A 16,183-nucleotide genomic window follows, 5' to 3' on the forward strand; every position below is an offset into this window, starting at 1 on the left:
GCTATCCGCGCCAGGGCACGGCGCTGGCACCAGGGCTGGCTGCGTCGCAGGATCCCGCCAGCTCGCTCTCTGCGGCTGGACCATCGGCGGATATTTATCTTGCCGAGTCGCGCTGGCATGGCCTTTTTGCTGTTACTGCTGATCATGCTGATCGGCGCCATTAACTACCAGAACAGTCTGGTTTACGGGCTCACCTTCACCTTGCTCAGCCTGTTTTGGGTCGCCCTGCATCACACCTATCGCAATCTGGCTGCCGTGCAGCTGCGAGCCACCGGCGGGCGCGCCGTGTTTGCCGGTGAGCAGGTGCCGCTGGGGCTGACACTGCGCTCAGAGCGCCGCGAGCACCAGGCTCTTAAATTGCGTTGGCCCGGGCTGGACGCCGTGTCGGTAGACGTCCCTGCGGGTGACGAGCAGGCGCTGACGCTGTTTCACCCCACCGAGCGCCGCGGTTGGCTGGTGCTGGAGCGTTTGCGCATCGAAACCCGTTACCCGCTTGGCTGGTTTGTTGCCTGGAGTTTGGTTGATCTGGATTGGCAGGTACTGGTGTACCCCAAACCGGTCAGTGCCCCGCTCCCGGTAGGCGCAGCGCCCGATGGCGAGGAGGGTGACCAGCCCCATGCACAGCAGGAAGGGGTGGCCGACTTTCAGGGGCTGCGTGCCTACCGCCCCGGTGATTCGCGCAGACGCCTCGATTGGCGCGCCTGGTCTCGCGGCCAGGGGCTGCATAGCAAGGTATTTGCCGAGCCACAGCAGCAAAGCCTGTGGCTCGACTTGGCCGCCGCTGCCGGGCGCGACCTGGAAGAGTGCCTGGGCATGCTGACCGGCTGGGTGCTGGAGATGGAGCGTGAACAGCGTCCTTACGGCCTGAGCCTACCGGGTGTACGTATTGAGCCGGCACAGGGCGATCGCCATCGCGAGGTCTGCCTGCGGGCGCTGGCACTCTATGGGCTGGAGGCGCGAGCGTGAGTACGGCACTGATTCCGCGTAATGCGTTGGCCTGGCTGCTGGGTGCCCAAGTGGTGGTGCTGCTGCCGCATTTGCCGCGCCTGCCCTGGTGGGTAGCCGTGCTCTGGCTTGGTTGTGCGGCCTGGCGCGTGCAGATTCAGCGCATGCGCTGGGGGTATCCTGGGCGCATTCTGCGGGCCGGTGGGCTGCTGCTGACAGGGGTTGCGGTGTTCGTTACCCAGGGCACGCTGATCGGCCTCGACGCCACCGTGATGCTGCTGTTGTTGCTGTTCATGCTCAAGCTGTTGGAGATGCGTAACCCGCGTGATGCGTTGGTGGTTATCTACCTGGGCTTCTTTATCCTGGCTACGGCCTTTCTATTTGATCAGGGTATTCCCCTGACGCTCTATCAGTGCGTGGGTGCCGTGGTGCTGGTTGCGGCGCTGATCGGCCTGCAGCAAAGCCCTGCGCGCAATGACCCTTGGCGCGCGTTGCGCAGCGCGGCAGCCATGTTGCTGCAGGCGCTGCCGTTGATGTTGCTGATGTTTCTGTTCTTTCCCCGGCTGGCGCCGCTGTGGACGATCAACCTGCCCAGCGCCGAGAGTCGCACCGGGCTGTCTGACACCATGGCGCCGGCGGATATCGCCAATTTGGCGCAGTCTCCTGAACTGGCGTTTCGGGCGAGCTTTGAGGGGGATATCCCGCCGCCCAGCAGGCTCTACTGGCGCGCTATGACCCTTAGCCGCTTTGATGGCCGGGTGTGGTCGCAGGACCGTCTGCTGGAGGGGCGCCAGCCGCAGGCTGTGGAGCGCAGTGGCGCTGCGCTGGAGTACCAGGTTGTCGCACAGCCTACAGGCCGCAACTGGCTTTACAGCCTGCCCGGGAGTGTCTCGGATAGTCCTGAACTACGCGCAATGGGTGACGATACCCTGCGTGCCAAGCGCCCGCTGAGCAGCACCTTCGGCTATACGGCTACCGCCTATGAGCACGTCCAGCGTCAGCGTGACGGCCTGCCGGACGACGAGCGTCAGCGCCTGTTGCAACTGCCAGAGGACAGTGACCCGCGTAGCCGCGCCTGGGCCGAGGAGCTGCGCCAACGCTACTCCTCCGACGCCGAACTGGTGAATGCATTGCTGCGGCATTTCAACCAGCAGCCGTACCATTACACTCTGCGTCCGCCCACCCTGGGCAGGCACAGCAATGACGAGTTTCTGTTTGATACCCGGCGCGGCTTTTGCGAGCACTATGCCGGCGCCATGACCTTTGTGCTCCGCGCCGCCGGCATTCCCGCCCGGGTGGTGACCGGCTATCAGGGCGGCGAGCTGAACCCCCGCGGTGGTTATCTGCTGGTCCATCAGTTTGATGCCCACGCCTGGATTGAGGCGTGGCTGCCGGGGCAGGGCTGGCAGTCCTTTGATCCGACCTTTCAGGTGGCCCCAAGCCGTATCGAACGGGGGCTTGAAGAGGCCATGCGCGAGGAGGGCAGCTTTCTGGCTGACGCGCCTTTGGCCGGCTCGCGCTATCGCGATATCAGCTGGGTCAATAATCTGCGTCTGACGTGGGACGACATCAACTACCAGTGGCAGCTGCGGGTGCTCAACTTTCAGTCCGAAGAGCAGCTGGCGCTGTTTAAGCGTTGGCTGGGCACCGCTGACTGGCGGCGTATCGGTGTAGTGGTGCTGTCGTTGGTTGGTCTGGTCATGGTGGTGCAGGCACTGATCTGGCTGCGGCCTCGGCGCCTGTCCGGTTCGCCTGCGCAACTGGCCTGGCAACGGTTGGATCAGCGCCTGGGCAAACTGGGTCTTGGCGTACGCGCCGGTGAGGGGCCGCGGGATTGGCAGGCGCGTCTGCGACAGGCGTTGCCGCAGCAGCGCGCGGCCATCGACGGGTTTTTTGATCGTTTTATAGAGCAGAGCTATGCGCAGCGTCAGCCGGGTGAGGCGCAGGCTCAACTGCAGCCCTCGCTGCAGACGCTGCTGCGATCCTTGCCCAGGCGACGCCCACCTGCGCCTAGCCAGGCCCTAGATTAGCGCTGTTGCCTGGCCGCAGCAGCGCCCTATAATCAGACTCACCTCGGGACAACTTTGCAGCGGAGTTTGCATGCATCCATTCAATGCGACACAGCCCCCCAAACTCGCTTTTGCGCTGGGCTTGGCGGGCCTTGTGCCTTTTGTCTCCGGGGCATTGGGGCTGTGGGTGACGCCCGAGGCCTGGCGCGAGCGGGTACTGGAGGAGTTGCTCAGTTACGCGGCAATTACGCTCGCGTTTCTCGGTGCAATCCACTGGGGCCTGGCGATGCGCGCGGAAGAGAACAGTGACAAGGCGCCGGTGCAACTGGGGCTTTCGGTTATCCCGCCGCTGCTGGGCTGGTTTGCCCTGGCGCTACCTAACGACTTGGGCTTGCCGGTTATTCTCTTAGCCTTTGCCGCCCTGTATTTTGCCGATCTCTGGGCCGTTGATCACGGCGTCGCCCCCGTCTGGTACCCGGCCCTGCGCAGGCCGCTGAGCATCACGGCGGTGTGTTCGTTGCTGATTGCCTGGTTCGCTACCTGGCAATAGCCAAGCGCCAATTGCGCGGCAAAATGCGCACTGCATCGCCTTTTGCCGGGTCGGCCCCTGCCAAACCCTAGCGTAATCCGTAACCTCAGCTCACGCATTATCTGCCGAGGAACAACGGATGTTCTCCCCCGCCAATCAGGCGCACTTCAGCCTCGAAATTGACGGCGCCGCACATGACTTCAAAGTGTTGGAGTTCACTGCCCGTGAGGCGCTCAACCAGCCCTATGCGGTGCTGCTGACGCTGGTCAGCGAACGTCCGGATATTGACCTCTCGAGCCTGCTGCACCTGCCAGCCTGGCTGGATACCGGTGCCGGCAGCGGCTTTCACGGCTTTATCGATCAGCTCACTCAGGGCGAGTCAGGTCGCCGGCTGACGCGCTATCAGCTGCGCCTGCAGCCGCAGTTGGGGTACCTGCAGCACCGCATCAACCAGCGAATCTTTCAGCACCGCAGCGCCGCCGAGATCATTGCGGCTGTGCTGCAGGAGCACGGTATCCACAGCGACGCCTATCGCTTCACCGTCAATACGCCGCTGCCCGCGCGCCGCTACTGCACCCAATACGATGAGAGTGATCTGCACTTTATCCAGCGCCTGTGCGAGGAGGAAGGGCTGCACTTTCACTTTGAGCACCAACGTGACGGCCATACCCTGGTGTTTGGTGACGATCAGACCTGCTTTGCACGCCTGCCCGAGATCGGCTACAGCCAGGGCACCGGCCTGGTGGCAGATCAACCCGTAGTCAAACGCTTCAGCCTGACTGCCGCCACCCGGCCTGATCGGGTCGCCCGCCGCGATTACGACTTTCTGAAGCCGCGTCTGCACATGGAAGCCGAGGCCCGGCTGGAAGATGGCGCGCCCCAGCCGGCACTGGAAGACTACGACTATCCCGGGCGCTTTAGCGACCGCGAACGCGGCAAGCATCTTAGCCGCATCCACCTGCAGCGCCACCGTAGCCATCAATTGCAGGCTAACGGTGAGAGCGATCAGCCTGGCCTGCGCAGCGGCTATTTTCTACCGCTGACCGGCCACCTGCGTGATGACTGGAACGACCTCTGGTTGCTTACCAGCATTGAGCATCAGGGCAAGCAACCGCAGGTGCTGGAAGAAGCCGTCACCAGTGACACCAGCAAGCAAGACGGTTTTACGCAAGGCTACCGCAACCGCTTTATCGCCACCCCCTGGCAAGCCATCTGGCGCCCCGCACTGGAGCACCGCAAGCCGCGCATCGCCGGCAGTCAAAGTGCGGTAGTTACCGGGCCAGAGGGCGAAGAGATTCACTGCGACCCGCACGGCCGCGTGAAGGTGCAGTTTCACTGGGACCGCGAAGGCCAGGCCGACGACACCACCAGTTGCTGGCTGCGGGTTGCCAGCGGCTGGGCCGGCGACCGCTACGGCGCCCTGGCCATTCCCAGGGTTGGCATGGAAGTGCTGGTGAGCTTTCTTGAAGGCGACCCGGATCAGCCCTTGATCACCGGCTGCCTGTACCACGCCGAACACGTGCCCCCGGTGGATCTGCCTGCCCACAAGACCCGCAGCACCTTCAAAAGCCTCAGCTCCCCCGGCGGCGAGGGCTACAACGAGCTACGTATTGAAGACAAGAAGGGTGCCGAGCAGATCTACCTGCACGCCCAGCGCGACTGGGACCAGCGCATCGAGCACGATCAACGCCTGCATGTGGGCAATGAACGGCACGACCACATCGTCGCCAACCACTACAGCGAGCACCTGGCCGAAGTACACCGCACCGTCCACGCCAACCGCCTGACCGAACTCAAGGCCAACGATCATCTGACGATCGCCGAGAGTCAGCACACTCGCGTTGGCCAGCGGCAGCTCACCGAAGCCGGACAGGAAATTCACCTGGCCAGCGGCCGCAAGATCGTGATCGACGCCGGCATGGAAATCACCCTCAAGGCCGGCGGCAGCTTTATCAAGATCGACCCCAGCGGCGTCACCGTCACCGGCGCCAACATCCGCCTGAACTCCGGCGGCAGCCCGGGGCAGGGCACACCGGCGGAGCCGCTGCTACCAGAGATGCCAGAGCACGCCGCATTGGATAGCGCAGGGGAAATGACTGGCAGAGCAGCGTCTAACCAGCCAGCTGCAGAGTCGAATCAGAAGTCGGTGCTGGAGCAACTGATCGTAGACGTGTGGGGAGACCCGGCGTTCGGCGGGCAGGTACAACTGCTGGACCCTGAGGATAAGCGATGAGTGAACTCAAGGACGAGTCAATCGAGCAAGGCACGCGCAAGCGGGCCCAGTATGCCAACGCACAGCGAGCCAACCTGGCGTTGAACCTTGAACGAGAGGATGGTGGCATCCTGCAGATTGTGGTCGAGCAGGACATGCGCAGCCACGAGGAAGAGCCGGAAATTCAGCAAAATACCTTCCTGGCAATCGTCCCCATGGCACGCCTGCCTGTCGGTGAGGGCGCCGACCGGGAACCTGTTGGTGCACTGACCAGGCCGGGGCGCATCTATGTTTTTCGCAAGGGCAAGCTCTGGCGTGAACAGGTCTGTGATGGCAAAGGGGCGCTTGCCGACGTTGATGTGAGCTACTGGCGAAGTCAGTCGGCGGTGGGCCAACCCTGCGACGACCGTGCCGCCGTAGGCAAGCCACTGGCACTCACGTTGGTGCCCGTATTACTACAGGGGCGCTACGTCGGCGATCAGATCGACATGGCCTACAGCGAGATGCCCTGGACTTGGGAGTACATCAGTTGGCTTGAGGCGGACAGTAGCAGGGTCAAGGCGCGCTGCCAGAACGTAGCGCCCGCCTGGGCAGCAGCCGTGGTCGGCAAGGAACACTGGCGACCGACTCTTGCGATGCCCGCCGTGCTGGTCGATGCACTGGAAAGCGGCCTGCGCCCTCGAGACCTGCATCTTGAGTGCCTACTCAGCAGTCCCGACACTTTCACGCCTGCACTGCTGGAGCTAAGCCCTGACGAGCCGCTTGTACGCTTGCACAGCCACCAGCAGGCCCTGGCCGAACACATGTCAACACAAGGCCCGCAGCCGCTGCCGGCGTTGCCGCCTGCCAATGATGTGCTGGATGACAAAGCCCTGCGAGGTTACCCCAAGCTGGTCGGCCTATTGTTGAATGATCCGCTATTTGAGTTTCGCCATGCTGTTGAGCAATCTCGTTTGGCGACCGAAACCCTGCAAACCTGCAACGCGCTGATCCCCTACCAGCCCCATGGTCGTTATGCCGAGCTGCTGCATCAGTGGGCCATGTCGGCTGATGCTCCTTTGGCCCACTTGCGCGCGCAGGTCGACACTCATGCACTGAACAAATCGATGATGGATCAGGAGCGACGTATGGCGCGCGACTGCCTGCACCGGCAACTCGATCGCACCATGTCGCTGTGCCGCGGCGGCCTTTCAGTCGTCTGGAACGACTGGATTTACACCCGCGATGAACGTCTGCTTGAGCCATATAGCCTGCTGATAGAACTATTGGAGCAACTTGGCCGCCTGCCGCACGATACTGACGCGCGCAGCACCGCAGCGGATAGCCGCCGGCTGTTGCGCTCGATAGAGCGCCTGGTAACCCACCTTGCGGAAGCCAGTCACCCGCTGACGCGGGCTGCGCTTGCCGCAGGGGAGGGGGAGCTGCCGGAGCTGGCCAGCCGACTGGCTGACCTTGCTGCAAAAGCGCAGCCGGCAGACCCAGAGAATATGGGTATCAGTACCCTCGCGCTGTTTGCTGGAATGGAAAGCCAGGGCAATGCTAACTATCAGTACTCCACCCAAAATCTGGCTCTGGCAGTTGATGAGTGGCTGGCGCACTTGTCGAAAGTGATGCTGATGACGCTGCGAAAACTGCGGGTAGCCCCCTCTACCGTGCAGGTGGAGTTGCCGCGCCTGTTTACACCCACAATGGGGTTGTTGAAGTCGCTTCACTCCAAAGCAAAGTCGCTTCAGTTTCTACCCCAAGGTCAGGCACTGGCGCAGGATATGGTGGTGCTGGGCGTACATGGCGCGGGCCTGAGTTTTGGACTGACGCCCAGCGAGCGAACCACCCTGACCCGAGAAAACTACCTTTACAGCAACCTGCAGGGCCGTTCCGGAGACGTGCTCGGCACCTCCAGCGGCAAGCTCGCAAAGGCGAACCACTTTGCGAGCAAAGACCTGGGCCGCCTCATGGTGGTTGCTGCCCCGGCAAACGACCCGCTGGTGCAGGAACTCAATAGCTGGCGGGTGGGTGCCTCTAATGCTGGGCGGGCTGCGCAACTAGCCAAGTCGCCCGCGTTGCCGTTGTTGGCGACGGTGATGGCTGCGTATAACTTGCATGTGAATACGGTTGGAGCTGCCGGGCTTCTGGAAGAAGGTCAGAAGGGACGTTGGCTTGTGGGTTGGATTTCCGCGCTCGCGGATCTGTCTCTTGCTTCTAATAACGTGGCTTTGAAGGTTGTCGAGCGGACCGGTGCAAGGTCGCCCTGGTATCTGCTCTGGGAACAGGGGCGTATCGACGTTTCAAAAGTATCTGAGCGCTGGGCGGGTAATTTACAGAAGCGCACTGGTAGCACCTGGCTTAACGCTTCTCGCATAGCGGGTGGCGCCGCGATGGGTATTACAGCTCTGATTTTTGTATGGGACGCCAAGCGTGCTTTTGATGCAGGTGACAAAGACGTTTCGGTTGCGAACGCGATAGCGGCAGGGGGCGGTGCGATATGGGCATTGTATACGATAGGTATACTGGCAAGTCCCTGGGTGCTGGCGGCGGGTGTGGTGTTGCTCATCGGCGGCGCGTTAGCGGCGGCGCTGATGGCCGACGGTGCGATTGAGCAGGCGATTAAGCACGGCCCCTTCGGCATTGAACAGCGCTTACCGCATATGAACGATCCGAGAATTGCCTACCAGCAATTACTGGGCGCCATTGGCGAACCGCGGGCAAAGATCTCGCGCTTGAGCGCCTGGACCGCGGCAGCGTCGGAAGAGGAGCGCCGAAAACTGGAGCTGGCCGCGCGTGCGAGGCAACGGGAGTTACACCCCCTCGACTGGGTAGTTGAGCTGCAGTCAGGTTTGCTGGGCCAATATCCTAACGACAGCCGGTTCCGGTTAATGGCCTCTGAGCTGCAGTGGGTTAGGGGGCACCAGACAGGCTGGAAGCGCCTACCAGCCGGGCCGCTCTCTCATTACAAACTAGGCGCGGTGGTTATGGACGCCAGCCGCGTTGTCTATGTCTTGCCGCATATTGGTAGTCAGGCTCGCACTGGCCTTATGCAAATGCAATACGCCCTTAAAGTGAGGGCGCAGTTTGCGTTGGGGCGACAAGAGTGCAGGCCGAATGATCCCTTTCCTGCCTTCGATGATCTGGTGCTACCGCAGCCCGCCGCACGTGACTGGGCGGTTTTTAACCCGCGGCTTCTTCCCGCAGAGCAGGATGTTAACGGCAGTGTGCCTTACTGGCTGATTGCGCTAAGTGAGCGGGACTCGCTATGAGCCAAATGCTGAGTAGTACAGTGTATGCCGCCAGTGCCTATGATTCGCGCCAAATACCCCGGCAGCCTACTCATAAGTGGCAGCAAGACGAAAACCGTACCAATCTTCGCCGTACCCAGTTGAGCTGGGGGCATTACGCTGGACTTGATCCGTGGCAGGTTGTCGATATGCAGCTGCAGGGGAAGGAGCAAGCATGGTTAGAGCACACTGGTGGTGGCGATACTTATTGTGATCATCAGCGCTGGAGATTTGAGAATTTCAATAAGATTATTTTGTTGTTTATTTATTTTAAGTACTTTTTTCTCCTCGTTATTACTTGGATGTCTTGGGCATTTTCAGTGGTGGAGCTAATACCCGATGAGTCTGATGACGTTCATCAGGTGGCTGCCTTACTGATGGGGCTCGGAGTTTTTTGTCTAATTATGATGGTTGTCAGTGTCTGGCTATATTGGGAGAAAAGCTTTAAGTCATACTTGGTGCACTCAATCTCTGGTTTGGGCGTAAGCGTTGTATGTGTATCTATTGCGCACTTTTGGCTTGACAAGGACGTAGAGATTTTCTGGTTTCCAGTGGTCATGGGGCTATCCATATTTATGGCAGCCATCGGTTTTGACCTGTTGATCGCGCTTTATCTGCGCCTGTTCAAATATGACGGCAGCGGATTTAACCGTCAGACAGGGATGGTGACCGTTGCACGTCGCTTTCGTAAGCCCTTTATGGCGCCGTTCTATGAGTTTGATGTCACCATGGAATACCGCCCCGGCTCGCACGGCAGCGGTGGTATGGCGCTATGGCTACACCATAGATACACCACCTGTGAGGTGTTCTTGGGCGGCAAACTGCATCCCTTGGGGCTGTCACCAGAGGAGGCGATGGCGTTCTGGGACTGTCTGCAGCGCTATATGGATACCAGTCAGCCGCTGCCGGATTTGCCGGTGCTGGAGCAATTCCGTCATCTTGATCCGACCACCGCGGAGTACGATGCTCAACGCGGCAGACCGCCACGCCGCTGGCGCGATACCAATGCCCGCGCCTGGCAACGGCGCGGCCAGCATGAATCCATGCGGCGTAACGCGGCGCATCGCTGGCAACAACAACCCTGCATTCTGCGCGCTCGCATCGACCCAGAGTTGAGCATCGAGACCTACTACCGCGAACAAGAGGCGCGTGGCGTTCAGGCTACGCCGAAGGCGGATGACTATGACAACGTTCATCGCGGCTGAGAGTTGGGGCCCTATGCTACTCGCTCCGCTACCCATCCCTACCGGCCAGGCCGCCAGCGATCTGATGAATACCATCTGGCGCAAGAATGACGTCTACCTAGATATCGGCAGTTTTGCTATGGGCGCGGGTTGGATGACGTTGCATATGGGCTCCGTTATGTTTTTGGCTATTTCAGTTTGGATTGCCGCAAGCGGAGATATTTGGCTGAGCCTAGCGATTCTGGCAGTTTTGGGGGTAGGGGTGATGGGCACCCTCTGGTACCTGTTTATCAAACAGTGGCGCAAGCCGTTTTACTCCCCCATTCGCTTCAACCGTCATCGCCGACAAGTCCTTATTACCGAGCCTGGTGGTGAGTATTGGTTGGCGGTTGCACTCAGCTCCTGCAACCGCCCCCTTAAAGTCAGAGCGCAGTTTGCGCTGGGGCGACGAGAGTGCAGGCCTAATGACCCCTTTCCTGCTTTCGATGATCTTGTGCTACCGCAACCCGCCGCCCGTGACTGGGTCGCCTTTAACCCGCGACTGTTGCCCGACGATAGTGATGTTGATGGTAGCGCCCCCTACTGGCTGACTTCGCTAAGTGAACGTGCCCCCTTATGAGCGAAATTCTGACTAATACGGCTTATGCCGACAGCGCCTACGATTCGACCCGTATACCTGCTCAACCACCACACAAATGGCGGGAGGACGAGAATCGCACCAGCCTACAGCGCACGCAGTTGAACTGGGGTTGCTACTCCTGGCTGGACCCATGGCAGGTGGTTGATATGCAGTTGCAGGGTCAAGAACAAACTTGGTTGGAGCGTCCGGGCGCCGGTGACATTTACTGTGATCACCAGCGCTGGAGGTTTGAAAATTTCAACAAAATAATTTTGTTGTTGATCTATTTTAAATATTTTTCGCTTCTGATTGTTACTTGGGTTTCTTGGATGGGCTCTGCGATTGAAGCAATTCCGATTGCTGAATATATGGAGCGCCAGACTGTTGTTGTGTTGGCTGCTATAGTGGTTGTTTCTGTGTTTATGATGATATTAAGTGGTTGGTTGTATTGGGAAAGAAGTTTTAAATCTTACTTGGTTCATGCTCTTTCTTGTTTAGGGGTGAGCTTTTTGCTTGCCTCTATTGGTTGCTTTGTGTTTGATAACGGAGGCGGCCTTTTTTGGTTTCCGGTGGTAATGGGTTTATCTATATTTATGGCCGCCATCGGTTTTGACCTATTGATTGCCCTTTACCTGCGCCTTTTCAAATACGATGGCAGTGGATTCAATCGCCAGACCGGCATGGTGACCGTTGCACGTCGCTTTCGTAAGCCCTTTATGGCGCCGTTCTATGAGTTTGATGTCACCATGGAATATCGACCGGGCTCACATGGCGACGGTGGTATGGCTCTGTGGCTGCACCACAGATACACCACCTGTGAGGTTTTTCTGGGTGGCAAGCTGCATCCCCTGGGGCTGTCACCGGAGGAGGCGATGGCGTTCTGGGACTGTCTGCAGCGCTATATGGATACCAGTCAGCCTCTGCCGGACTTACCGGTGCTGGAGCAATTCCGCCACCTTGATCCGACTACCGCGCGATACGACGCTCAAAGCGGCAGACCACCACGCCGCTGGCGCGATACCAATGCCCGCGCCTGGCAACGGCGCGGCCAGCATGAATCCATGCGGCGTAACGCGGCGCATCGCTGGCAACAGCATCCCTGCATTCTGCGCGACCGCATCGATCCGCAGTTGAGCATCGAGGCTTATTACCGCGAACAAGAAGCCCGTGGCATTCAGGCGACGCCCAAGGCAGATGACTTTGACAATGTTCATCGTGCTGGTGCGTAGAACCCGACAGTGAAAAAGTCCCGCTTGTTAGACGCGCAAGCTGCAGCTCACTGATTCAAGAAGGTTTTCACGCGGTTTCGCGGCAGCAAAGGAACTGAATTGAACACCCTATCAACTGGCCTTACATACGCCGACAGCGCCTATCATTCGAGCCAAATGCCCCGGCAGCCACCAGATAAGTGGGGTAGAACCCCTCGCTGTTTTTTCACCCATGGAAAGTAAGCAAAGGAAATGCATTGAATACTGCACAAACTGAACTTTCGTATGCGGCGAGCGCATACGATTCAACTAACATTCCTAGCCAACCGCCGCATAGATGGCGGGAAGATGAAAACCGAACCGGGTTGCGGCGTACCCAATTGACCTGGGGGTATTACGCCGGCTTGAATCCTTGGCAACTGGTGGATGGCCAACTGCGAGGGCAAGAGCAGACTTGGCTCGAGCGCACCGGCGATGCTGATATTTATTGTAATCATCAACGATGGCGGTTCGAGAATTTTAATAAGATTCTTACCCTGGTCCCCTTTTTTAAGTACATATCGCTATTACTCTTGCCGTGGCTATTTGCTGTTGTTTCCTTGCTGGAGTTTCTCCCGAAAGTCGAGCTTGCCTATTTTGTTATGGCGTTTGCAGGGTTACCCCTGTGCGCGTTAAGCGCTTGGCTTTATTGGGGACGAGGTTTAAAAGCGTATTTGTATCTGATGAGCCTACCCGTGGCTTTGGCGGCAATAGGTGGTGCCTATAATTACCTTGCTTCTGGCGATTACGCTTCGCTAGTTATGTGTGGCTATATCGTTTTGGCCGTGTTCATGGGGGTGGTCGGCTTTGACTTTCTGCTTGACCTGTATCTGCGCTTGTTCAAGCACGACGGAAGTGAACTCAACCGCCAGACCGGTATGGTGACGATTGCACGTCGCTTTCGTCAGCCCTTTGTAGCTCCGTTTTATGAGTTTGATGTGACCATGGAGTACCGACCAGACCACTTGGCGGCGGTGGCATGGCGCTCTGGCTGTACCACAGGTACACCACTTTTAAGGTGTTTTTAGGTGGCAAATTGCATCCGTTGGGGCTCAAGCCGGAAGAGGCCATGGCCTTCTGGGACTGCATGCAGCGTTACATGGATGTGAGCCAGCCTTTGCCTGAGCTGCCGGTGTTGGAGCAATTCCGTCACCTTGATCAGACCTCCGCCCAATACGATGCGAAAAAAGCCAAGCCTTCACGCCGCTGGCGTGACTTCGATCCTCGTGCCTGGCAGGAGCGCGGCCAGCCTGAAGCGGTACGCCGCAACACAGCCTATCGCTGGCAACAGCGGCCTTGCATTTTGCGCGCTCGCATCGACCCTCATTTAAGCATCGAGACCTACTATCGCGAACAAGAGGCCCGTGGCATTCAGGCGACGCCCAAGGCAGATGACTACGATGATGTGCACCGAGGCTAGGCCGACTCCGGCAGCTTTGGACGCGGGTACTTAGCGAGGGCTCACCACTACGGGTGATGGGCGCGGTTGTTGGCCTGTGGTCAAGTGGCGGAAAACAACAAAGGCAGGCTTGTCGTGCACCCGCAACCTCTCCCGCATAGCGTTGATGGCCGCTGGCTGTTGGCGCTTTATCTGGTTATCCCGGTTTCCCTCGTCCTGGTCTTGATCGACCTGCTGCTATTTGAGCGCCAGTTTCAGCAGCAGTTCTTGCCGGATGACCCTAATAACTGGGCAGTGTGGGCACTGCTGTTTGGTTTGCCGCATATCATCGCCAGCGCGCTGACCGTGGCGCGGCCGGCTTATGTACGTCACTTCTGGCGCCGCCTGCTGCCGGCGCTGCTGGTGTTTGTCGTGATCAGCCTGCTGGGGTTGCTGGGGCCGCAGCCACTGAGCTATCAGGTGTTGTTTGTGTTCTTTGCAGCTTTTACGGTGTACCACGTGCTGTCGCAGCAATTAGGCGTGGGGCTGCTGCTGGCCGGACGTCGCCCTGATGCGTTGTTTGTGCGCTGGAAGTGGGTCGCCATCATCTGCGGTTTGGCGATCTATCTGAATGTCTATGGTCAGCAGTTTCTAGGGAGGGTGTCGCTGGCAGGCTGGGACCTGTATCAGGCGCTGGCCTTGTTGGCTGGGCTGCTCTGCGCTGCGCTGGTGGTGTTGACCTGGCAGCTGGTGCGAGTGACTGAGAACAAACTGGGCCGAGCCTACCTATGGGCCAATGCGTTGTTGCTGTTGTCTGCGCTGTTGATAGACCGGCTTGGCTACACCCTGTTTGTGATTCTGATGCCGCGCTTTATCCATGATCTGACAGCCTACAGTGTGTACATAACCCATGATCGCAATCGTAACCAGGGCGGTGAGTCGGGGCTGTTGTACCGTTGGTTACCGCGCGGTCGCTGGGTGCCTTTGCTGTGGCTACCACTGTGCTCGGTGGCCATTGCCTGGCCGCTAAATAACCTGCAGCACTATTGGCCGGTGGCGGCTGCCGTGCTGGTGGTGTCGTTTATGCACTATTACTACGAGGGGTTTGTCTGGCGCGGCGATAGCCCGCTACGCCAGCATGTGCGTTTCAGTCGTTGAGAGTCTTTCAGGCCTTTTTGACAAACTCCGACTTGAGCTTCATGGCGCCGATGCCGTCGATACGGCAGTCAATATCGTGGTCGCCGTCTACCAGGCGTATGTTTTTGACCTTGGTGCCAACCTTGACCACCAGCGATGAGCCCTTGACCTTGAGATCCTTGATAACGGTCACGCTGTCACCATCGGTCAGCGGGTTACCGTTTGCGTCCTTGATCTGCTTGTCGTCTGCGTTGCTGTCGTCTTGCTGGGGCCATTCGTGCGCACACTCGGGGCAGACGTACATCAGGCCATCTTCGTAGGTGAAGCTGGATTGGCAAGCGGGGCAGGCGGGCAGATCAGTCATGGGATACCTTGTTGCGATGATGACCCTGCAAAATGCAGGGTCTTTGAGCGCCGCATGATGCCCCATGTGCCTGATACTGTCTATGATGCGTGACCACTAAACAGGTATCACTCTTTGGCGTGAGCAACAATTTTGCGGTCGTCGGCACTGATCAGCACCAGGTTACCCTGCGCATCCAGGTCAAAGCGTTGGACGTGCTGCAGCAGGTCAAACAGCTGTTGGTCCTGCTGCATCAATGGCGCGGCGCAGGCACGCTGGGTCGCGGCAATTGCCTTGCTGCTGAGGCCTTCGGCGTTGACTACATAGCTGGTCGTGAACTGGTTGCAGGCACCCTGGCCCCCTAATCTTCCGTCGGCTCCAAATTCGAGGGTGGGGCTATACTCCGGATCGACTGGCTCGCCGGCAATGGTCGCGACCTCCCAACGGGTGCCGATCAGCAATGCTTGCGCAGCGCCTCCGCAACCTTCGAGATGCATATCGGCGTTTTGCACGCTGACCTCGTAGGGGTAGGGCATTCCGGTCATGCTGTCGCGGCATAGCTGGGGCGTCAGGCGCACACGCAGCTGGTTGGTGGCGTTACTGGCGTCAAATTGATAGGTCGTGCCGTCCATGGTGGCGCTTGGTGTGGGAGTCAGTTGAGTAGCGGTGCTGTCCTGGCGCGACAGGCTCATACGTTGACTATCCATCTGCAGTGTCCAGCCGGGTTCGTTGCCGGACGCATGCAGGGGAAGCACCTTGCTGACATCAACTATCTCAGCGTCGTTCGCGACGCGGCCACTGACCTTGACCATGTTCAGCAGGCCCAGTTCGTTCACCTCCTGGCTGGTGTCGATCAGGTTGGTGGTGTCGGTGGTCCACAGCAACTCGCCGGAGGCGCTGCGAATCTGCGCCGATACGCTGTAGCGCATACGCGCGTCGAACATGCGGGGTTCTACATCCAGCTCGAAGGGTACGGGTACTTGAGTGCCAATCAGGGTGGTGTTCTGTTCAGCCAGCACGGCTGCCGGGGCGCCGGCGCGCGACACGTCAAGCAGTTTGATATGTGCCACGCTGCCAGGCGGCAGCGCTATACGTTCCCGGTAACCGATCGAGCCTGTGACCAGGCGGGTGCGGGGCATGGCCTGTTCATCCATGCTGCCATTTTGTGCAGTAGGAGTTGGGGCGGTTGCTTGGGTCGAGGCGCAGGCGCTGACCGCCAATGCGATGGTCAGCGGCAGCATCAGGTGAATGTTGAGTTGAGGCATTGAGTCCCTCCGGCAAAGTAGTCACGTCGACGTGATCCATCAG

13 protein-coding genes are annotated in these 16,183 nt (G+C 59.2%); 11 read left to right on the forward strand and 2 right to left on the reverse strand.

All coding sequences use genetic code 11. The features are described 5' to 3' along the window. Positions 1-3 precede the first annotated feature (3 nt). The 11 genes from HV822_RS16410 (at position 4) to HV822_RS16460 (ending at position 14,553) form a co-directional block, all read left to right on the forward strand. Complete coding sequence (locus tag HV822_RS16410; RefSeq protein WP_396265172.1) at positions 4-966, forward strand: DUF58 domain-containing protein; 963 nt, start codon at positions 4-6, stop codon at positions 964-966. Then, positions 963-2,975, forward strand: coding sequence for a transglutaminase TgpA family protein (locus tag HV822_RS16415; RefSeq protein WP_238871328.1), 2,013 nt, complete (start codon positions 963-965; stop codon positions 2,973-2,975). The genes HV822_RS16410 and HV822_RS16415 overlap by 4 nt, the downstream gene beginning before the upstream one ends. A 70-nt stretch (positions 2,976-3,045) precedes the next feature. After that, positions 3,046-3,504 (forward strand): DUF3429 domain-containing protein, encoded by a 459-nt coding sequence (locus HV822_RS16420; protein WP_083729439.1) that lies wholly within the window; start codon positions 3,046-3,048, stop codon positions 3,502-3,504. Between the two features lie 118 nt (positions 3,505-3,622). After that, complete coding sequence (gene tssI, locus HV822_RS16425; RefSeq protein WP_238871329.1) at positions 3,623-5,716, forward strand: type VI secretion system Vgr family protein; 2,094 nt, start codon at positions 3,623-3,625, stop codon at positions 5,714-5,716. Positions 5,717-5,850: 134 nt separating this feature from the next. Next, a complete protein-coding gene (locus tag HV822_RS16430) occupies positions 5,851-8,949 on the forward strand; it encodes a hypothetical protein (protein WP_238871330.1) in 3,099 nt (1,032 codons plus the stop codon). Further along, positions 8,946-10,172 (forward strand): hypothetical protein, encoded by a 1,227-nt coding sequence (locus HV822_RS16435; RefSeq protein WP_238871332.1) that lies wholly within the window; start codon positions 8,946-8,948, stop codon positions 10,170-10,172. Before HV822_RS16430 ends, HV822_RS16435 begins: the two co-directional genes overlap by 4 nt. Before the next feature lie 64 nt (positions 10,173-10,236). Next, positions 10,237-10,770, forward strand: a complete 534-nt coding sequence (locus tag HV822_RS16440; protein ID WP_238871334.1) for a hypothetical protein — start codon at positions 10,237-10,239, stop codon at positions 10,768-10,770. Beyond that, complete coding sequence (locus HV822_RS16445; RefSeq protein WP_238871335.1) at positions 10,767-11,999, forward strand: hypothetical protein; 1,233 nt, start codon at positions 10,767-10,769, stop codon at positions 11,997-11,999. The genes HV822_RS16440 and HV822_RS16445 overlap by 4 nt, the downstream gene beginning before the upstream one ends. A 236-nt stretch (positions 12,000-12,235) precedes the next feature. Continuing rightward, a complete protein-coding gene (locus HV822_RS16450) occupies positions 12,236-13,045 on the forward strand; it encodes a hypothetical protein (RefSeq protein WP_238871336.1) in 810 nt (269 codons plus the stop codon). Positions 13,046-13,086: 41 nt separating this feature from the next. After that, positions 13,087-13,437: a hypothetical protein gene (locus HV822_RS16455; protein WP_238871338.1), complete on the forward strand. Its 351-nt coding sequence runs from the start codon at positions 13,087-13,089 to the stop codon at positions 13,435-13,437. Between the two features lie 114 nt (positions 13,438-13,551). After that, positions 13,552-14,553 (forward strand): hypothetical protein, encoded by a 1,002-nt coding sequence (locus tag HV822_RS16460; protein WP_238871339.1) that lies wholly within the window; start codon positions 13,552-13,554, stop codon positions 14,551-14,553. 7 nt (positions 14,554-14,560) lie between these two features. Here the strand turns inward: HV822_RS16460 and HV822_RS16465 are convergent, their stop codons facing one another. Beyond that, positions 14,561-14,896 (reverse strand): zinc ribbon domain-containing protein YjdM, encoded by a 336-nt coding sequence (locus HV822_RS16465; protein ID WP_238871341.1) that lies wholly within the window; start codon positions 14,894-14,896, stop codon positions 14,561-14,563. A gap of 107 nt (positions 14,897-15,003) precedes the next feature. Then, the gene (locus HV822_RS16470; protein WP_238871343.1) at positions 15,004-16,140 is read right to left on the reverse strand and encodes a YbaY family lipoprotein; all 1,137 of its coding nucleotides are present in this window, start codon (positions 16,138-16,140) and stop codon (positions 15,004-15,006) included. Positions 16,141-16,183 lie beyond the last annotated feature (43 nt).

The sequence above is a fragment of the Halopseudomonas maritima genome, from assembly GCF_021545785.1.
GTDB lineage: Bacteria > Pseudomonadota > Gammaproteobacteria > Pseudomonadales > Pseudomonadaceae > Halopseudomonas > Halopseudomonas maritima.